Origin of the sequence: Bacillus sp. AR4-2 (assembly GCF_008274865.1) — a bacterium.
GTDB classification, from domain to species: Bacteria; Bacillota; Bacilli; order Bacillales; family Bacillaceae_G; genus Bacillus_A; species Bacillus_A cereus.
In genome coordinates this window covers 4,817,877-4,836,877 of sequence record NZ_CP031062.1, presented here as the reverse complement: position 1 = coordinate 4,836,877, position 19,001 = coordinate 4,817,877, and the positions used below count along the sequence as shown (strand labels likewise).

The window sequence follows — 19,001 nt, the reverse complement described above, 5'->3', positions numbered from 1 at the left end:
AAAACCAGATTTTATTAGATTAAACAAAATAGATGCGTTTTTTCAATGAAATTTTGATTTAATGGAAAGAGGGATATTCCTTTTAATTCTTGTTTAATATGTAAAGGTATTAGAAAATTCTAAGGAATAAACCATAAGATATACGGAATTTCATATATCTTATGGTTTAACTATAATCTTAAGTATGGATAGAATAAATATCGCATTAAGAAGCAGAGTGTGGTTTATTTATTCTTGAATTAAGGCCTTGTCACTTTATCTAACCAGCTGTCCCATGACTCTAGATGTAGTGTAAAGTTTACAGATTTGGCCCATTCACTTCTCTTTGAGCTTTCCTCTAAATCATGGATTCTTCTTCCACCGATAACAACTCCATATACATTTACAGGTTTTTCTGGATCAACATTTAAAAAACTTTTTGGGCAAAGTAAAGAATTGTATTGTGGGCGACCTGATTCTACCATTCTTCGAATATCATGGACATCTTTACGAAATTCAGAATCACACCTTTGAGTATAGCTCTTTCTTCTCACAATTTGGTCAATTCCTTTTAAAAAATCCGCATGAAATGTTGAGCCCTTTAGCTTTGATTGGTTAACCAAATTAAAATTAGCACCTTTTACTTCTATTAAATATATACTTAATGTTGATCTGTGTGTAAAAACTACAAAGTCAACATTTCCAGTATTTCCAATTGGGAATTCTGAAAAACAAATATATTCATCCTTAGGATTAGCATATACTTCAGCAAATATAGATAAATCTTTTTTTAATAGTTTTTGTATATCTTGCTCCTTGGCTCCGTTTTTAATAAGGTTTTCGATTTCTGTTTTAGTTATCAATGTATTTTCTCCCCTTTTTATCGACAAAAGATGATGGTATTTTTTATTATAATGCATTCTTTGGGAAAAAAGTTTTAAAAATCGTTATATACAGATTTTATTGTTTTTGTTTAGAGGCAATATTATGAGTTAATAAAAGACTTATGGCAATGTTATGCTTCAAGCATTACAAGAATGTCTCAAGAAAACGATACTTTGCGGCAAAATTATGGTTCAAAGTGTGGCTGAATTATGGTTCAAATTACATTTTGTATAACAGGAAGCATAACTTTGCATGATGTGCAGGTTTATGCTTCTTTTTTGTTATGTAAAGATATGCTTCTTCAAAGTGATATTAATTAATAATTCATGTTGTTTTAGAATAAAGTTTGTTCAAGTTAAGCAAATAACCTTGATAAACAAACAAAAAGAAAAAAGCGTGTTTTGAAAAAAGTTTGTTCAAAACACGCCCTTAATATTTTCAATTGGTTTATTCTTTTATAAAAAGTTGGATCATTTCCTATCTATATTGCTCAACAATTCCACCCTATAACTTAATAAGAAAACCTTTTATTCAAATACAACCATTTCTCCGACATCTATAAATCCAAATCGCTTATAGATATTTTTCCCATCATCTGAAGCCTGTAATACAACTGGTTTTTGTTTATCTGTTGTTTGATTTAGAAGAAATTGAAACATTTCACTGCCAATTCCTTTACCTCTAAATGTTTCTTTTGTCATCACATCATAAATACCATAACTATCTTTGCTTTCTATTAATAAACCAGTAGTTACAGGCATGTCATCTATGCATCCAATAAACATTTGAACTTCTGAACCTAATTTTACTTGTGAAAACTTATTAAAATAACTTTCTAATGCATCTTTTTCTGGTGTACCCTCAAATAAGCTCATGAATACGTCTATATATTTTAAAAGTTCTTCATTATTTTTCACATTAGTAATCATAAGTTGATGGGAAATTCTTTGATCAACATTAAGAGTATTGTCAAGTTTCATCATTACATTACGTTCCGCTTCTTTTAGGTCATATTCTTGCATAAGTTTTGTCCAATCCTCAGTTAAATACTGAGCATCAATCCAAATACTAAAGGGATATTTTTTATATGAAAAATTATCGATTCCATGTCTAATCTTAACTGCATTTTTGATATTTGGAGATTTCGGCAATACAACATTGAATGTATCAGTAGGAATTTCTGTATTTGCTATGATGAAATCTTCTTCCTTTGTAAGTTTTCCACTAACTGTATGAGTAAATACTTTTAATTTTTCTTCCAAATTGTTTATTACTAATTGTTGATTTGTAATCATGTTTTTGCACCTTTCAATTCAATTTAGCGCGCTTTTTTTTATTATAAGGTCAACTAAACACTAAATATACAGTGTTCACAGTATTTACATCCTCCCATAATATTCAGAAAACATTGAAGTGATTTGTTTTCTAGATTTAAAGTAATAGAAAGAATACCGTTTTTTCATTTTGTGGTTTTATAAAATGCTTAAGTTGATGGGAATCGGGCGGTACCTCTGAAACAGAAAATGAAGAACTAGTTATTGATGATAAGCAGATAGATACTATAGCTGACCGTAAACGCCCAATTGGTGAGATCTCATTAAAATTTCACTTTATTCAAATCTCTATATGTTTTGTGTTTTTATCCATACCTATTGTAAGATTATATAGAGTTCTCCTAATAAACTGTTTTAATGGATTATTTAGGAGTTTTAAATTTATAAATCTTAAATTGTTTTTTGGGGATAATTTTTTATCTAACTAAGTTATATTGAAGTAGAGGTGAACCATCGGTGAAGCAGGTTTTAGTAATTAAGAATGAACGGTCTTTAGCGAAGAAAATCGTAAGCGGTCTAACGCAAGAAGGCTATTTCATTTTAAAACTTCACAATGAAAACGAAGGTTTAAATATAATATATGAACAAGATTGGGATATTATCATATTGGATTGGGATTCATTAAGTATATCCGGACCAGAAATTTGTAGACAAATACGATTAGTTAAAACGACACCGATCATTATTGTGACCGACAATGTTTCTAGCAAGGATTGCGTAGCAGGGTTACAAGCAGGAGCAGATGATTATATCAGAAAACCATTTGCGAAAGAAGAATTAGTAGCAAGGGTTCAAGCAATTTTAAGGAGAAGTGATTGTAACCAGCAAAAGGAGATAAACTTTTTTCAGTTTAAAGATCTCTTTGTTGATGCATCAAGCAATATTGTGAAAAAAGGTGGCGAAAACCTGTCGCTTACTAAGCGAGAGTACGATTTACTTGTATTTTTAATCAAGAATAAAAACACAATATTGAGCCGTGAAATGCTTTTGAATCAAGTATGGGGATATAACGTAGTAGTAAATCCAAATGTAGTAGACTTATATATTGGGTATGTAAGAAAAAAGTTAAAGTGCGAGAAGAAAGACAGATATATTCAAACGATACACGGCAGAGGCTATTCAATGATTGAATGATAAAATAAGGTAATAGAAAACGAGTAAAACTATTACATTCAGTTTTACTCGTTTTTTTGTTAAATGTGATAATCAAATAGTTTCTGAGAAATATTAATAGATGAAAACTGTAAAAAGAATATTTCTATCAGGCAATGGATTATGAAAACATTAGCTATTAATGAGCATCTTTTGGGTAGTGTGGAGGGGACGATTCTAGCTCGCATTAGTTGAGACCGGATCTACTGAAAGTGTCTACTCGAAAAAAATCGACACGCTCTGAAGAATAAAGGTTAATCAATACGCCCGACTTCACATATTACTTTCTATGCCTGATTTTATGAATTCGCACCATTCACAAGATTTTCACAGAATTAATGACTATACTAATTAACAGGATGTTCAAATGAAAATGATTATCAATAGCGATTCAATTGAATAAAAGTTACCTTCTAATTCAATCTATGGATGTCATCATTTTCGAAATAAATCACACTATAAGGAGTATACATATGAAAAAATCTATGCTTTTAAAATTAGTGAGTATTCTAGCAGTTTTCACTTTAATGTTAGTAGCTTGCTCAGATTCAAGTAAAGAAACTTCGAAGGCTAATAATAAAGATAATGGTAGTGATAAGCCAAAAACGGTTGAAATCACTGATGCTCATGGAACTGTTAAAGTCCCTGTAAACCCAAAGAATGTAGTTGCTTTGGATAACAGAACTTTTGAAACTTTATCTGATTGGGGAATTAAATTAGCGGCTGCTCCAAAGGATATCATGCCTGCTGATTCAGCATATAAAAAGGATGAAAAAGTTCAAAATATTGGGAATCACCGTGAACCAAATCTAGAAATTATTGCAGCGGCAAACCCTGACCTTGTAATCGTTGGTCAAAGATTTGCTGACCATTACGAAGAAATCAAAAAATTAGTACCAAATGCAGCAGTTATTGATCTTAATTTTGATGTTTCTGAGAAAGCTACTAAGCCTGGCGAAAACTTAGTAAAAGGACTTAAAGATTCTACAATTACTTTAGGAAAAATCTTTAATAAAGATAAAGAAGCTAAACAATTAGTAGCTGATTTTGATAAATCTATTGAAAAAGCAAAATCTGCTTATAACGGAAAAGATAAAGTTATGAGTGTTATCGTTACTGGTGGTAATATTGGTTTTGCTGCGCCGCACTCTGGTCGCGTTTGGGGACCAATGTATGAAATTTTCGGTTGGACTCCAGCGTTAGAAGTTTCAAATTCTACTGCAGGTCATAAAGGTGATGACGTTTCTGTTGAAGCTATTGCACAAACAAATCCTGATTGGATTTTCGTATTAGATCGTGATGCTGCAACATCTGATGCAGCTAAGTCAACACCTGCTAAGGATGTTATTTCTAAATCACCTGCTCTTCAAAACACAACTGCTGTTTCTAAAAAACAAGTTATTTATGCACCAGAAGATACTTACACAAATGAATCAATTCAAACTTATATAGAGTTATTTGGAAATATGGCAAAAACTTTAGCTAAGTAGTGTAAAGGGGTACGAAACAGTGTCAAAAAATATGATTTCTAGGGTTGAGAATATTTCTCAACCCCAGTTTTATAATCAAAATAAAATATGGACAAAACCTTTTATAATAGCAGTTATAGTTGTTATAATTTTAGGGATTATATCACTGTTTACTGGAGTTTATGATATACGTGGACAAGAGGACGGGACAGAGATGTTTTTCATAACTCGTGTTCCGAGAACAGCTGCATTAATGCTTACTGGAGCTGCGATGGCGATGGCAGGGCTCGTAATGCAACTCATTACACAGAATCGCTTTGTTGAACCTACTACAACGGGGACTATTGAATGGTCAGGCTTAGGCCTGCTTTTTGTGTATTTATTATTTCCTGCCCCGACTTTAGTTCAAAGAATGACTGGTGCAATCATTTTTTCTTTTATAGGAACTATGATTTTCTTTCTATTTTTAAGAAGAGTTAAGCTTCGTTCGTCTTTAATTGTTCCGATTATTGGATTGATGCTTGGAGCAGTAATTTCTGCAGTGTCTACTTTTTTAGGACTCCTTTTTCAAAAGACGCAAAGTATTGAAACTTGGTTTGTAGGTTCATTTGCTAACATTCAGGTGGGAAGATATGAATATTTATGGCTGATTGTTATCATTACTTTTCTTATTTTTATGTATGCTAATAGATTGACTTTAGCTGGACTAGGAGAAGATGTCGCAACAAGTCTTGGAGTTAATTACAATAGAATTGTTCTTTTTGGGACTGCTCTTATCTCTGTTGCAGTTGGAATTGTTGCAGCAGTTATTGGACACTTACCTTTCTTAGGATTAATTGTGCCAAATATCGTTTCAATGTTTAAAGGTGATGATCTTAGGAGTAATTTACCTTGGGTTTGTGTGATCGGAATGGGATCAATAACTGCCTGTGACATCATTTCTCGAACAATTATACAGCCTTTTGAATTACCTGTTTCTTTAATACTTGCAACAGTGGGAGCAGTCGTGTTTATTACTATTTTATTGAGACAAAGAAAACCAAGGAGGCTACGATGATCACATTAGAATATAGAAAAAAAGAAAATGTCGAAATCGATTCTAGCCTTCATAATGAAAGTAGATCAGCTAGCGCTTTTCGGTCTAAGAAGGAAGCAAGACGTTATTGGATTTTACTGATAACATTGATTGCTTTAGGTCTTCTTTCTTCATATGGACTTTTAGTGTATAACAATCCAGTTCCGATAGATTCACCTTCTTTTATCCCAGTTGTTAAGAGAAGGATAGTAGCTATTGTTGCAATGATTATTGCTGCGGTTTGCCATAGCTTGTCGACAGTTGCTTTCCAATCTATTACGAATAATAAAATTATTACTCCTTCACTTTTAGGTTTCGAATCACTTTATTCAGCAATTCAAACGAGTACAGTATTCTTCTTTGGTGCTAGTGCGTTAATAAATTTTAATGGAATTGGCTCATTTTTATTCCAAGTTGTTGTTATGGTCTTCATGAGTTTGATACTTTATGGATGGTTACTTTCCGGTAAATACGGGAATTTACAACTTATGCTTTTAGTTGGAATTATTATTGGTACCGGGCTAAATTCTGTGTCAACTTTCATGAGAAAACTACTTGCGCCTTCAGAATTTGATATTTTACAAGCAAGACTATTTGGTTCTGTTAATCATGCAGATCCTGCATATTTTCCTATTGTAATTCCTATGATCATAATTGTAGCGGTATTAATTTTTGCTCATTCTAAGAATTTGAATGTTTTATCACTAGGAAAAGATGTCGCTACTTCTTTTGGAGTTAAATACCAACCTAGTGTAATTTATACGCTTGTATTAGTAGCTATTTTAATGTCCATTTCAACAGCTCTAATTGGGCCACTTACTTTCTACGGCTTTTTAGTGGCAACTTTGAGTTATCAGGCAGCGTCAACTTATGATCATAGATATATTTTTCCGATGGCTTTTGCTATAGGATTTTTAATAATGACGAGTGCATACTTTTTAATGTATCATGTATTCCATGCTCAAGGTGTAGTTTCAGTTATTATTGAATTATTTGGTGGAATCATATTCTTAACTATAGTTTTAAGGAAGAGGGCTTTATGATAAAAATTGATAATGTTAAAAAGTTCTATACTGATAAGGTAAAAATAGGACCTTTGGATATTGAAATACCAAAAGCAGGCTTTACTTCTTTAATTGGACCAAATGGTGCTGGAAAGTCAACGACACTTTTGATGATTGGCAGACTTTTAGATATGGATGAAGGCCAAATTCAGGTAGCAAATATGGATGTTTCTGAATCCAAATCAAAAGACTTAGCAAAAGTTTTGACTATATTGCGACAAGAAAATCATTTTGTAACTAGGCTTACAGTTAGACAATTAGTTGGATTTGGGCGCTTTCCTTATTCAAAGGGAAGGTTGACTAAAGAAGATGAGGTTATCATTTCTAAATATATCGATTTCTTAGATTTAACTAGTTTAGAGAATAGATATTTAGATGAGCTTTCTGGTGGTCAAAGACAAAGGGCATATGTAGCGATGGTACTGTGCCAAGAGACGGAATATGTACTTTTGGACGAACCTTTGAACAACCTTGATGTTGCTCGTTCTGTTCAAATGATGGAGCATTTAAGACGTGCAGCTAATGAATTTGGAAGAACAATTTTGACTGTTATGCATGACATAAATTTTGCAGCTAAATACTCGGATAAAATTTGTGCTATGAAAGATGGACAAATTGCTGCTTTTGGAACAGTAGAAGAGGTTATGGACTCAACACTTTTGACAGATATTTTTGAAACAAAAATAGAAATTATTAATGGTCCTTATGGGCCAATAGCAGTTTATTAGTTATAAAATGTCTTGCGTAGATTATGCAAGACACTCTAGTTGAAGTTGCTGTCTGTATTTTATAGGCAGCAGCTTTTTTTATGTGATTACTCATAAAATGCAAAAGAATGCTTCACCTTTTCAAGTATGTACCAAACGAAAAAATATCTCTGTATAATTTTTCAAAAGAATTCAGCTTGTTTTTTTATATGTAATATTGCATATCAGAGTGTATTGATAAAAGTGTAAGGGGTCACTATAATGAGGGCATAAAGATAAATCATATTTTCGTAGCAATAAAAAGGAGGAAATAATATGGAAATCGCAATGGCAGTTTTAAAATTTGTAGGTGGCGTAATCCCGTTAATTCAAGAACTTTTAAAAGCATTTATGTAAATTTATTAGTTAGCAATCATTATCATATTTTACTAAAAAAAGAACGGGGTGATTTTTCTGAATATTAAGAAAAACACTAAAAGAAGAAAGTTCCTTGCATGTTTATTAGTTAGTCTATGCACTATTAATTATTCATCTATTTCCTTCGCAGAAACACAAGCAAGTAATGCAACTGATGTAACCAAAAATGCTAGTGGCATTGATACTGGTATAGCAAATCTTAAATATAATAATCAAGAGGTTTTAGCTGTAAATGGTGATAAAGTAGAAAGTTTTGTTCCGAAAGAAAGTATCAATTCAAATGGTAAATTTGTAGTAGTGGAACGCGAGAAAAAATCACTTACAACGTCACCAGTCGATATTTCAATTATTGATTCTGTAGTGAATCGCACGTATCCAGGAGCTGTACAACTTGCTAATAAAGCTTTTGCAGACAATCAACCGAGTTTATTAGTGGCTAAGAGAAAGCCTTTGAATATTAGTATAGACTTACCGGGCATGAGAAAAGAAAATACAATCACTGTCCAAAATCCGACATATGGTAATGTAGCTGGAGCAGTAGACGATTTAGTATCTACTTGGAATGAAAAGTATTCTACAACACATACGTTACCTGCAAGAATGCAGTATACGGAATCTATGGTTTATAGTAAATCACAAATTGCAAGTGCTCTTAATGTTAACGCTAAATATCTTGATAACAGTCTAAATATTGATTTTAATGCGGTTGCAAATGGAGAGAAAAAAGTGATGGTAGCGGCGTATAAGCAAATATTTTATACGGTAAGTGCTGAACTACCTAACAATCCATCCGACCTTTTTGATAATAGCGTTACTTTTGACGAGTTAACTCGAAAAGGCGTAAATAATTCGGCTCCACCTGTTATGGTTTCAAATGTAGCTTATGGTAGAACGATTTATGTAAAATTAGAAACAACATCTAAGAGCAAAGATGTACAAGCTGCTTTTAAAGCCTTACTTAAGAATAACAGCGTTGAAACAAGTGGACAGTATAAAGATATTTTTGAAGAAAGTACCTTTACTGCTGTAGTATTAGGCGGAGATGCGAAAGAACATAACAAGGTTGTTACTAAAGATTTCAATGAAATCCGAAATATTATTAAAGATAATGCTGAATTAAGTCTTAAAAATCCAGCATACCCAATTTCATATACAAGTACTTTCTTAAAAGATAATGCAACTGCTGCTGTTCATAACAATACAGATTATATTGAGACGACAACTACAGAATATTCAAGTGCTAAAATGACACTTGATCATTACGGTGCTTACGTTGCTCAATTTGATGTATCTTGGGATGAATTCACATTTGATCAAAAGGGTAACGAAGTACTAACACATAAAACGTGGGATGGTAGTGGAAAAGACAAAACGGCTCATTACTCTACAGTTATCCCTCTTCCACCGAATTCAAAAAATATAAAAATTGTAGCAAGAGAATGTACAGGTCTTGCATGGGAATGGTGGAGAACAATTATTAATGAACAAAACGTTCCATTAACAAATGAAATAAAAGTTTCAATTGGAGGAACAACATTATACCCAACAGCTAGTATTAGTCATTAAGTATAAAAAAACACTTTTTCCACGGAAGAAGTGTTTTTTTATAGGGAATACAAATAAAATTATTTTCAAAATATGTGGTTGGAATTCAAGTAAACGCAATTTTAGTGAATACATTTTAAAGTCTTGCAATCAAATCAATCTTGATATATAGTTTAGTTAAGTAAACTAAATTAAATTGTATTCGGGGGTTTTGAAATGGAAAAAGAAATAATTTCAAACGAAAATAAACAAAAAAAGCCATTGCTTTTTAAAATTGGAATAGGACTTCTAATCATATATGTTCTACTTTGGGGAAGTGCTTTAATCATACCATTTACTTCACTTTCGACGCAGGTAAAGACCATTGTCATTCCGGGGTGTATAGTAATAGGAGAAATTCTATTTTTGATAGGTGCTGTCTTTGTTGGAAAAGAAGTGGTGGCAAAATATAAAAAGTATTTAAACCCGAAAAATTGGAGAAGAAAAGGTGAGAGAGAGAAGTATGATAAATAAAAATATAGCTGAGGAAATCAATCAAACACTTGAAGAACTATGGATATTACTTGAAACGAAAGAAAGATCTTATACGAATTTTAATTTAAATAATCAGCAACATACGTTGTTAACATTAATTATTAGGTACCCATCATCCACTCCTAAAGAGTTAGCTGAAAAAATGAATGTGACGAAAAGTGCCATTAGCCAGCAGTTAGTGAAACTTGAAACGGAAGGATATATTTTCAGAAGGCAACATGCAGAAGATAAACGTGCATTTTCAGTTGAATTAGGTGAGAAAGGATTGTTATATAAAAAAGAAATGGACGCATATATGCAACAGGTTTCTGAAAAATATTATGCAAGTTTATCACCTGAAGAGTTAACAAACCTTTTATCAGCGCTTCAAAAGCTAACGAAAGTAATTGATGAGCTGTAGTGGTTATTCAATGTAAAAAATAGTATACGCTGAACAAAACGGTCAGCGTATACTAATTCATGTTTCGAATATAAAAAGTAGATTTTTAATCAAATCAATTAAAAACTAAATTGTGGTTTCATATCACCTTTATAAGGTTCATGTTCAACGAATATAGTTATATCCTTACCAGTTTGGTCTTTACCAGTTCTTTTATACGTAAATTTATTCTTATTTAGTTCAGTAAGCTCAAGAGCAGCACCGTATTTATTATTTCCAATTGAAACATGGGCTCTTATTTTATTTTCGTGTACAACATCGAAGTAGCCGTAATCACCGCGGCTTTGACCTGTTTCGCTATTGAAGAACTCATATTTATTAGATTTGTCATCAAATTTTGCTAAACTTATAAAATTCGAATTAAACTGTGTTACATCGTTACCAGCTTCGTCTAATACCTTTGTTCCGTGCCAAAGGGTACCGCCCAAAATTTTATCTCCATCAACGTTTTGAACAATATCTCCTGTAGTCGTGTTCAGCTGCTTGTCCGGATCAGTGAAAGAAAGTTCTTTTTCTTTATATGGGACATGTTCAACGAAAACTTCTACATCTTTACCGTTAGCGTCTTTCCCCATTCGTTTATAAGTAAATACATTTTTGTTTAGTTTTGTCATGTCAACGACAGCTTGATACTTCATTGATTCTGAAATTAATATTCTCTTCTTCCCATCATTTGTGACAAAGAAAGTTCCTTTATCGCCACGACTTGCACCTGTTTTAGCATCAAAAAATTCATATCTGCCTGACTTCGCATCATATTTTGCAAGACCAATGAAGTTTGCATTCTCTTTTGTTAAGTCATTCTTATCTTTGTCATACACTCGTGTACCTTGCCAATTTGTCTCGCTAAGAATATTAGCCATTTTTTGCCCTTTAGTTAATTTATTTTCCTTTTTTGTTTCTTTAGCAACTTGTTCTTGTTTTTGTTTCCCGTGATTTTCTTCAGCTTTAGTACCAGCACACCCTGTTAATACTAATGTGAATCCGAGCAGTACGGATGATAGTGCTTTTGCTTTTTTGTTCATGTTTTATCGTCTCCTTATTTTATGATTTCAAGTAGTACGGTTAGCGATTATAGTAGCAGTGCGTCATATATGAACTTAGTTGCTACGTTTCTTATGTTAATACCCGACTATAAACTGCCTCTAAATAAAACATTAAAAAAAGATAAACTAATTCCTAAAATTTGTTCATATTTATAAAAAATCGCTAGATTACTGTAGTGCCTACGAGTAATCCAAAAAATACATTGTAAAGAAGAAGGAAAGCCGCTAATAATAATGTAATTGCTAATTGTAGCTATGCGGAAGTAATAACGTTGTGAAACGATTTTGGGGTATATAGTTTCAGTGTGAAAAAAGTGAAAGTTGCTATAAGTACAAATGGATTTTGTGGACTTCACGGCAAAGTTATAGATAGAGTGGCATTGCAGGGTTAAAACCCATAACTTTGCTGGAGGAGCGGGTTATGGTTTTTTTATGAGGAAATACGATTTTAAGTTTTTGCTGAAGGTGTTTTTCTAGGATATGCTGTGAGTGATTGGAGTGAGGTAGTGTCAGATATTGTCGACCAATCGATATATTGGAAAAATCGTTGATATATTGTGAGTTGTGATAGATATATTGAGAAAATCGTTGATATATTGTGAGTTGTGATAGATATATTGAAAAAATCGTTGATATATTTGTAAAGGGGTGTTTGAGGTGATTGTGAAAGAAAGAAAAATGCCGATTTATATAAGACAGTTAGAAGCACTGCTTAGAAGGTTACCTGTACATCATCCAAAACGAAATTTAATTGGAGAAAACTTGGCAAAACACATGGCGGGGTATAAAGGGGAGCAAGCAATTGATTATCCACTTAGTTTTATTTCTGAGAAAGAGTATAGTGTTTTACATGATGTTCGCTTATCTAATCATGATCAATACTTTCAAATTGATACTATTATCATTTCCACAAAGTTTCTTCTTTTTCTTGAGATAAAAAATATAGCAGGTACATTAATGTTTGATGCAAAGTTTAATCAACTTATCCGAATAACAGAAGGAAATTCAGAGGGATTTCCAGATCCGGTTTTACAAATAAAAAGGCAAGAAATACAATTAAAGAAATGGTTAAGCTTACATGGATTTTCCTCTAGTCTTCCAATCGAGTCCCTCGTTGTTATTAGCTCGCCTCGTACCATTATAAAATCTTCAGATGACAATCTTCTTCATACAATTATTCATAGTGCAAATTTACCTCATAAAATAAAGTGGTTTGAAAGTAAATATAAGAGAAAAGTTATAGATAATGTAGATAGGCTCATTCATCAAATAATAACGGAGCATTCTCCACTTCAACAAAATATACTTGAGCAATATAAAATAGAAAAAGAGGAGTTGTTAAATGGAGTACAATGTGAGAAATGCTTAGTTATTCCAATGGTTAAAGTGAAGAAGGGCTGGCGTTGTACAAGTTGTAAAGATTTTTCAAAAGTGGCACATGAGGATGCTATACGAGATTATGCATTGCTCATTAGTACGACATGTACGAACGGTAATTTGAAAGAGTTTCTCCATGTTTCGTCGGGTATGGTTGTAAACAGAATTCTCCACACACTAAATCTCCCCTACACTGGAAACAACAAAGGACGAATATATGATTTAACTTTTTTCCAATCGTAATTTTGCTATAATAAATAAGTACTTATACGAAGGGGAGTCTAAAGAGAAAATGAAGTCATTTAATATCGATCATGTTATAGCTAGTGTTTTGCAATGGATATTAAATATAGCTTTAATTATATTATCCATTGTGTTATCGATTTTCTTAGTGAATGAGACAATTACGTTTGTGCAGTATATTTTTTCGGCAAAAGAGTATACGTCTTATAAATTGGTTGAAAGTATCATCGTCTATTTCTTATACTTCGAGTTCATTGCATTAATTATTAAGTATTTTAAATCGAACTATCATTTCCCGTTACGTTATTTTATTTATATCGGAATTACGGCCTTAATTCGATTGATTATTGTGTCTCATGAGGAACCGATGGAGACGTTATTATACGCAGGAGCAATTCTTGTTTTAGTTATTGCTTTATACATATCGAATATGAGAGATTTGAGAAAAGAGTAGTAGTGCAGACGTAAGTTTGCACTACTTTTTTACATCTTGACCTTCAAGTTGCTTGAAAGTTTACAATGAAATTAGGGCGTTTGAAATCGAAAAAAATTGAGAAATTAAGTGAAGAGGTTTCTTTTACTTGGAGGTTATAGGAATGAATCAGGAATTGAAGTTACGTCCATTAGAACGAGAAGATTTAAAGTTTGTACACGAACTGAATAATAATGCGCATATTATGTCGTATTGGTTTGAAGAGCCATATGAGGCATTTGTGGAGCTGCAAGACTTATACGATAAACATATACATGATCAAAGCGAACGCCGATTTATCGTTGAGAAAGACAATGAAATGGTTGGATTAGTTGAGTTAGTAGAAATCGATTATATTCATCGTAGAACAGAATTCCAAATTATTATTGATCCGAATTATCAAGGATATGGTTATGCAGTGGATGCGACGCGTTTAGCAATGGATTACGCTTTTTCCGTACTAAATATGCATAAGATTTATTTAGTTGTAGATAAGGAAAATGAAAAAGCAGTACATGTTTATAAAAAAGTTGGGTTTATGATAGAAGGTGAGCTTATCGATGAGTTTTTCGTTGATGGTAATTATCATAATGCGATAAGAATGTGTATGTTCCAAAAGGCATACTTTGGCACAAAATAACTGACTGGAAGAGCTATAGATAAAATATTATCTGTAGCTTTTTTGTGATGCGAAAAACATTTTTATTGCAAAACGATAAATAATTGTTGATTTTTAATAATTTCAGGCGTATTATGATGGTAATAAAATCAGTGAGAATTAAAGGAGAGTATATGATGAAAAATAAATACGTAGTAGCTATTTCTTTCATGATTTTAGCGATTATTTCTTTAACTATACATGCTTCAAACAGTAAAGTAGGAGCGGATGGATTCCTTGAAGAACCTTTCTTTTTCCTAGTACCGATAAGTTATATATTGTTCCTTAGTGGTATTGGTGTATTATTATTTGGATTTATTACTTCAAAGCTGAAAAAGGGCAATAAATAGGGGTTACCAATAGGGACGAAACACTCACTATGAAATAGAAACATACCATATGGAAGAAAAAGAATAAGTGAGATGAATCATGATGAACCATCATTTTTATAATGGAAGACAAGTAGGAGCAGCTATTACGCTGGCTGGGGCACAGGGAACAATTCATGCTATGAATCAAGCTATTCAAATGCAACAACAAGCATATTTTGCACAAATGATGCAAAATCAGTATATGCCGTATTCACAGCTTCCGATGCAAATTGTACATTACAATGTACATCCAGCTGGTGTATTTTCCATTCCATATGGCGGAACATACTTCTTATGAAAGAAAGCGACTCAATAGAGTCGCTTTCTTTTTTATATTCCGCCTAGCTTCATTCCAAGGAATGCGAAGAGGATACCAATTATGTAAGTAGCGCTTAAGTATAAAAGGAAAGTGCTAATATTTTTTCGATTGAGAAGTTGAACAGCTTCTAGTTTAAACGTAGAAAATGTAGTGAATGCACCCATAAATCCAGTACCTAATAATAGTTGCCAACCTGTAGTGACCCCATTGCCAATTATATATCCAAGTAAAAAAGCCCCTGTTATATTAATAAGGAATGTAGCAAGTGGAAATTGTGTTTTATTTCTTTTCTTAAACCAATTGCTAATTGCAAATCGTGTAATCGCACCGAAAAATCCTCCTGTTGCGACTAATAAGGCTTCTATCATGAGTAATCACCTTCCGTAAGAGATTTCTTAATTAAGAAATCTCCAAGTGTATAGCCAAGGCCAGACATAATGAGGCCACCAAGTATGCTACATGATACATATAAGAAGGCTATGCTCCACTCAGAATGATTAATCAATTGCACAGTTTCTACACTAAATGTTGAAAAAGTCGTAAAGGAACCGATGAATCCAGTTCCGATGCCTGTGATGACCTCTGAAGGTAAGATGTTTAGCCGGGCGATATAAGTAGTTAGCCAAGCTAAGAAGAAGCAACCGATTAAGTTAATGAGTAATGTTGCTAATGGAAATGAATGATGCCAAAATGTGGTGATATTAAGACCTAAATAATAACGAGAAAGAGCTCCTAATATACCGGCAATGCCGACGATAATATAAATCAATTTTCTCACCTCTTTAAATAGCTTGCTCAAAAAAATAGACTCCTACCAGTATGTATACTGGTAGGAGTCATTAGCTAAGCAGCGTTTATGGCGAACTCCATCGCCTAGGATTATTACATATAGTGTACTAAATATACCGTTTAATTTCCAGTGAGGAGGTGGGTGTAACGTTTCTTTTTTTGATGTCTGAAGGTTTTTCAAGTAATTAAAATGGGATCGATTACTTATCAACTAAATATAGTGATATACGGTTTTAATTATGATAAAATGTTTCTTATGTGTGTCGTTTTGTTTTATTTGACTGAAAATAAAGAAAAATAAATTCGCGTGAAAAGGAGTCATTTATTTGAAGAAATTTTTAAAAATCGTATTTACATGTGTTTTAGTAGTAGCGGGCATTGTAGGAGGATTTCTAGCGTATATGACACTTACTAAAGAACAGCCTGCTGATGTTATAAGCTTGAAGGTAGAGAATAATAAGGAGCGCGTATTAGCGACTGGAAATGAGTTTAAAGTTACAACATTTAATATTGGATATGCTGGGTTAGATAAGGATCAAGATTTCTTTATGGATGGTGGAAAGGGATCTGGTTCAAGTAGTAAAGAGCAAACGGAAACTAATTTAAAGAATATGCTTTCGTTTTTACAAAATGAGAATAGTGATTTTGCACTATTACAAGAAGTTGATATAAAGTCACTTCGTTCATTTGATGTAAATGAACATGAATTTTTGAAAAAAGGATTACCTGATTATGTTTCGTCATTTGGCAAGAACTACGATACGAAATGGGTTCCAGTGCCAATAACAAATCCAATGGGATATGCGGAGGCTGGATTAAGTACGTTTTCTAAATACACTGTTCAAGAAGCGAAGAGGTTCCAGCTGCCTGGAATGGAGCCTTGGCCAAAGCGTTTGTTTGATTTAGATCGAGCAATTGTGGAATATAAAATTCCTGTTAATAATGGGAAACATGTTAGACTCGTAAATTTACATTTGTCTGCTTATGATGAAGGCGGGAAAATTAGAAAACAGCAAGTAGAGTACTTAAAAGAATATATGAACAAGCATTATGAAAATGGTGATTACGTAATAATGGGCGGAGATTGGAATCAATTAGTTTCAAACGCTCAATTAAGTGATCCGAAGTTCGTGAAAGAGCGTCCTGAGTGGTTAGTAGAGTTACCGAAGGACTTTACAGACGGTGGCTTTAAGTGGGCTGTAGATCCGTCTGTTATGACTGTGAGAGATGATGTAAAGAAATATGTAGAAGGTGAAAATTTCGTCACTATTATTGATGGCTTTATCGTTTCACCGAATGTAGAGATTGTAAATGTACAAGGGAAAGATTTAAAGTTTGAAAATAGCGATCATAACCCAGTAAGTGCGGTATTTAAACTGAAGTAATTGATATGTATAAGTAGAAGGTGGGGCTTCATATGGATTGGTTAAAGAGGACTTGTTTTTCTAACCTTGAGAAAGAATCACAGAAAAATCATTTATTACTGTTTATAACGATTTGTAGTTTCTTTCTTGGGATAATCGCAATTGGGTATTATGGATATATTTTTACAGAGAGAGCCATAGCGTTTTGGATTTGTGGTATTTCTGTCGTTGCATTTGGAACGCTGTTTACTTTTATAAAAAGTATGGAATCAGCGTATAAATATATCATGACATTTATGTTGCTTACAATGTCTTACATTATGGTACAAGCTTTTAATGAAAGCCCGGCTGTATTTCAAATGGTCTATTTTACATTAGCTGTTTCACTTATTTACTTAAGTGAGCGTCTCATTTTAATTCTTGGCGGGGTAGCTGTTGTGATCACATTTATCCTTTGTAGCTATTGGCCGGAGCAATTTTTTGCTTATACAGCCTCGTCTGAAGCTGCTAATTTCGCAAGTTTGTTAGCGATTGTAACAATCGCTATGTGGGGCGTCACGAAAATCGGTTCTAATCTGCTCCTTCGTTTAAGTGATGAGAAGCAAGAAGTAATGAGAAAAGCTCAGGAGTTAGAAGAGACGCAAAGACTTATTGAAGAAACAGTTGTGAAACTAGATAGTAATTTCAATCATTTAAGACAAAATATAAACACGTCGATGGAATCGATGAGTGAAATTAATTTTGCCTTTGAAGAGGTGGCAGTTGGTACGCAATCACAATCAGAGATGATGTATCGTTCGGTAGAAGTATTGAATGATATGGAGGGAAATATTGAACAAATCATCTCTCAAGTAAGAACTGCATCGGCTCGTGTGGATGAAAGCTTAGAAATTTCAAAAGGTAGTGTACATACTCTAAGAAATTTTGAAACTAACATGAGAAGTTTAAATGATGTTGTTTCACAGTCTGGAATTATATTTAGAGATTTAATGATGCAATCGAAACAAATTAATGAAATTGTAGATGTAATAACGAATATTTCAAGTCAGACGAGTCTGCTAGCTTTAAATGCAAATATTGAAGCTGCGAGGGCAGGCGAGCATGGAAAAGGTTTTGCTATTGTAGCGAGTGAAGTGTTAAAGCTTGCTGAAGAATCAAATCGTTCTGCGGGAAGAATTCAAGGGATTTTGAAGGAGTTTAGTAATCAAGCAAGTAAGGTAGAAGTGCAGGTAGAGAAGTCAGAAAGAGTACAAGAAGAATGTAACGAGATGTTAGCAAGCGTTTTAACAAATGTAACTGATTTAGGGAAGTTTATTGATGCGATTAATGGAGTAATGCGAGAGGTTGTTGTTCATCAAGAAAGTTTCCAAGTTAAAACAACGAATATCGTAAAGGATGTTACGCATGCTTCTAACGTAATTCAGCAAACTTCTACAGCTACAGAAGAAGTGCTAGCGAGTGTGGAAGAAGAAAAACATCGAAATGATACGTCAGTGAAGACGTTACAAACTGTTAGCGAGCAAGTGAAGTTGTTAGAAGATATTTTAGAAAAGTAATATTGCTTGGAAAGAGCACGAATGATGTGCTCTTTTTTCATTGAAACGAATACTTGATAGGAATTTAATTGCTTTTCTGCGCGTTTTCTGCCAAGCTTAAGGAGATAAAGTGAGACTAGTACATACTGATTATTAGCTCTCACCAATCAAGCTATCCGCAAATAGCGGAATAAAATACTTCAAAGAAAGAATTAAATAGGTGACGC

20 protein-coding genes and 1 riboswitch are annotated in these 19,001 nt (G+C 33.1%); of the genes, 15 read left to right on the top strand and 5 right to left on the bottom strand.

The window, feature by feature from the left end; genetic code table 11:
* Positions 1 to 239 precede the first annotated feature (239 nt).
* Positions 240 to 842: a Shedu immune nuclease family protein gene (locus DN399_RS25145; RefSeq protein ID WP_179953519.1), complete on the bottom strand. Its 603-nt coding sequence runs from the start codon at positions 840 to 842 to the stop codon at positions 240 to 242.
* A 549-nt stretch (positions 843 to 1,391) separates the two neighbouring features.
* Entirely contained in the window at positions 1,392 to 2,159 is a 768-nt protein-coding gene (locus DN399_RS25140) for a GNAT family N-acetyltransferase (RefSeq protein ID WP_016123739.1), read from the bottom strand.
* A gap of 495 nt (positions 2,160 to 2,654) precedes the next feature.
* Here DN399_RS25140 and DN399_RS25135 point away from each other — a divergent pair, with 495 nt between their 5' ends.
* The 8 genes from DN399_RS25135 (at position 2,655) to DN399_RS25100 (ending at position 10,561) form a co-directional block, all read left to right on the top strand.
* Entirely contained in the window at positions 2,655 to 3,332 is a 678-nt protein-coding gene (locus DN399_RS25135; protein WP_016123738.1) for a response regulator transcription factor, read from the top strand.
* A 491-nt stretch (positions 3,333 to 3,823) separates the two neighbouring features.
* Entirely contained in the window at positions 3,824 to 4,840 is a 1,017-nt protein-coding gene (locus DN399_RS25130) for a siderophore ABC transporter substrate-binding protein (protein WP_000749445.1), read from the top strand.
* 19 nt (positions 4,841 to 4,859) lie between these two features.
* On the top strand, positions 4,860 to 5,876 hold the full coding sequence (locus DN399_RS25125) for an ABC transporter permease (protein WP_000042075.1): 1,017 nt from the start codon (positions 4,860 to 4,862) through the stop codon (positions 5,874 to 5,876).
* Positions 5,873 to 6,937 carry an iron chelate uptake ABC transporter family permease subunit gene (locus tag DN399_RS25120; protein ID WP_000631245.1) on the top strand — a complete coding sequence of 355 codons (1,065 nt, stop codon included), beginning with the start codon at positions 5,873 to 5,875 and terminating at the stop codon, positions 6,935 to 6,937. Before DN399_RS25125 ends, DN399_RS25120 begins: the two co-directional genes overlap by 4 nt.
* Complete coding sequence (locus DN399_RS25115; RefSeq protein ID WP_000590071.1) at positions 6,934 to 7,686, top strand: iron ABC transporter ATP-binding protein; 753 nt, start codon at positions 6,934 to 6,936, stop codon at positions 7,684 to 7,686. The genes DN399_RS25120 and DN399_RS25115 overlap by 4 nt, the downstream gene beginning before the upstream one ends.
* 423 nt (positions 7,687 to 8,109) lie before the next feature.
* Positions 8,110 to 9,648: an anthrolysin O/cereolysin O family cholesterol-dependent cytolysin Alo gene (alo, locus tag DN399_RS25110; RefSeq protein ID WP_000576726.1), complete on the top strand. Its 1,539-nt coding sequence runs from the start codon at positions 8,110 to 8,112 to the stop codon at positions 9,646 to 9,648.
* A 195-nt stretch (positions 9,649 to 9,843) separates the two neighbouring features.
* Complete coding sequence (locus DN399_RS25105) at positions 9,844 to 10,140, top strand: transporter suffix domain-containing protein (protein ID WP_000409981.1); 297 nt, start codon at positions 9,844 to 9,846, stop codon at positions 10,138 to 10,140.
* Positions 10,130 to 10,561 (top strand): MarR family winged helix-turn-helix transcriptional regulator, encoded by a 432-nt coding sequence (locus DN399_RS25100; protein ID WP_149150025.1) that lies wholly within the window; start codon positions 10,130 to 10,132, stop codon positions 10,559 to 10,561. Before DN399_RS25105 ends, DN399_RS25100 begins: the two co-directional genes overlap by 11 nt.
* A 98-nt stretch (positions 10,562 to 10,659) precedes the next feature.
* Here the strand turns inward: DN399_RS25100 and DN399_RS25095 are convergent, their stop codons facing one another.
* Entirely contained in the window at positions 10,660 to 11,625 is a 966-nt protein-coding gene (locus tag DN399_RS25095) for a DUF4822 domain-containing protein (protein WP_049108165.1), read from the bottom strand.
* A gap of 684 nt (positions 11,626 to 12,309) precedes the next feature.
* On the opposite strand from DN399_RS25095, the gene DN399_RS25090 reads away from it, so the two are divergent.
* The 5 genes from DN399_RS25090 to DN399_RS25070 all read left to right on the top strand — a co-directional run bounded on the left by DN399_RS25090 (position 12,310) and on the right by DN399_RS25070 (position 15,065).
* Positions 12,310 to 13,266, top strand: a complete 957-nt coding sequence (locus DN399_RS25090) for a nuclease-related domain-containing protein (RefSeq protein ID WP_149150129.1) — start codon at positions 12,310 to 12,312, stop codon at positions 13,264 to 13,266.
* A 49-nt stretch (positions 13,267 to 13,315) separates the two neighbouring features.
* Positions 13,316 to 13,720: a phosphate-starvation-inducible protein PsiE gene (gene psiE / locus DN399_RS25085; protein WP_000834708.1), complete on the top strand. Its 405-nt coding sequence runs from the start codon at positions 13,316 to 13,318 to the stop codon at positions 13,718 to 13,720.
* A 142-nt stretch (positions 13,721 to 13,862) separates the two neighbouring features.
* Positions 13,863 to 14,378 carry a spermidine N1-acetyltransferase gene (speG, locus tag DN399_RS25080; protein ID WP_001071090.1) on the top strand — a complete coding sequence of 172 codons (516 nt, stop codon included), beginning with the start codon at positions 13,863 to 13,865 and terminating at the stop codon, positions 14,376 to 14,378.
* Positions 14,379 to 14,494: 116 nt separating this feature from the next.
* On the top strand, positions 14,495 to 14,746 hold the full coding sequence (locus DN399_RS25075) for a DUF3955 domain-containing protein (protein ID WP_113304556.1): 252 nt from the start codon (positions 14,495 to 14,497) through the stop codon (positions 14,744 to 14,746).
* Positions 14,747 to 14,825: 79 nt separating this feature from the next.
* Positions 14,826 to 15,065, top strand: coding sequence for a DUF3947 family protein (locus tag DN399_RS25070; RefSeq protein WP_074618690.1), 240 nt, complete (start codon positions 14,826 to 14,828; stop codon positions 15,063 to 15,065).
* Positions 15,066 to 15,097: 32 nt separating this feature from the next.
* On the opposite strand, the gene crcB (DN399_RS25065) is transcribed toward DN399_RS25070, so the two are convergent.
* Entirely contained in the window at positions 15,098 to 15,454 is a 357-nt protein-coding gene (crcB, locus tag DN399_RS25065; protein WP_000568587.1) for a fluoride efflux transporter CrcB, read from the bottom strand.
* Positions 15,451 to 15,855 (bottom strand): fluoride efflux transporter CrcB, encoded by a 405-nt coding sequence (crcB, locus tag DN399_RS25060; protein WP_000639315.1) that lies wholly within the window; start codon positions 15,853 to 15,855, stop codon positions 15,451 to 15,453. Before crcB (DN399_RS25060) ends, crcB (DN399_RS25065) begins: the two co-directional genes overlap by 4 nt.
* Positions 15,856 to 15,909: 54 nt before the next feature.
* Positions 15,910 to 15,969, bottom strand: a riboswitch (Fluoride riboswitch).
* A 232-nt stretch (positions 15,970 to 16,201) separates the two neighbouring features.
* Between crcB (DN399_RS25060) and DN399_RS25055 the strand changes: the two genes are divergently transcribed.
* Together DN399_RS25055 and DN399_RS25050 are read left to right on the top strand one after the other, a co-directional pair.
* A complete protein-coding gene (locus DN399_RS25055) occupies positions 16,202 to 17,260 on the top strand; it encodes an endonuclease/exonuclease/phosphatase family protein (protein ID WP_000714051.1) in 1,059 nt (352 codons plus the stop codon).
* 32 nt (positions 17,261 to 17,292) lie between these two features.
* Entirely contained in the window at positions 17,293 to 18,795 is a 1,503-nt protein-coding gene (locus DN399_RS25050) for a DUF4077 domain-containing protein (RefSeq protein ID WP_149150024.1), read from the top strand.
* Positions 18,796 to 19,001: the final 206 nt, after the last annotated feature.

Coding starts and splice junctions, on each gene's coding strand:
- DN399_RS25140 (WP_016123739.1), bottom strand. CDS start 2,159: ATGATTACAAATCAACAATTAGTAATAAACAATTTGGAAGAAAAATTA.
- DN399_RS25130 (WP_000749445.1), top strand. CDS start 3,824: ATGAAAAAATCTATGCTTTTAAAATTAGTGAGTATTCTAGCAGTTTTC.
- DN399_RS25120 (WP_000631245.1), top strand. CDS start 5,873: ATGATCACATTAGAATATAGAAAAAAAGAAAATGTCGAAATCGATTCT.
- DN399_RS25115 (WP_000590071.1), top strand. CDS start 6,934: ATGATAAAAATTGATAATGTTAAAAAGTTCTATACTGATAAGGTAAAA.
- DN399_RS25105 (WP_000409981.1), top strand. CDS start 9,844: ATGGAAAAAGAAATAATTTCAAACGAAAATAAACAAAAAAAGCCATTG.
- DN399_RS25100 (WP_149150025.1), top strand. CDS start 10,130: ATGATAAATAAAAATATAGCTGAGGAAATCAATCAAACACTTGAAGAA.
- DN399_RS25095 (WP_049108165.1), bottom strand. CDS start 11,625: ATGAACAAAAAAGCAAAAGCACTATCATCCGTACTGCTCGGATTCACA.
- psiE (WP_000834708.1), top strand. CDS start 13,316: ATGAAGTCATTTAATATCGATCATGTTATAGCTAGTGTTTTGCAATGG.
- speG (WP_001071090.1), top strand. CDS start 13,863: ATGAATCAGGAATTGAAGTTACGTCCATTAGAACGAGAAGATTTAAAG.
- DN399_RS25075 (WP_113304556.1), top strand. CDS start 14,495: ATGGTAATAAAATCAGTGAGAATTAAAGGAGAGTATATGATGAAAAAT.
- DN399_RS25070 (WP_074618690.1), top strand. CDS start 14,826: ATGATGAACCATCATTTTTATAATGGAAGACAAGTAGGAGCAGCTATT.
- crcB (WP_000568587.1), bottom strand. CDS start 15,454: ATGATAGAAGCCTTATTAGTCGCAACAGGAGGATTTTTCGGTGCGATT.
- DN399_RS25050 (WP_149150024.1), top strand. CDS start 17,293: ATGGATTGGTTAAAGAGGACTTGTTTTTCTAACCTTGAGAAAGAATCA.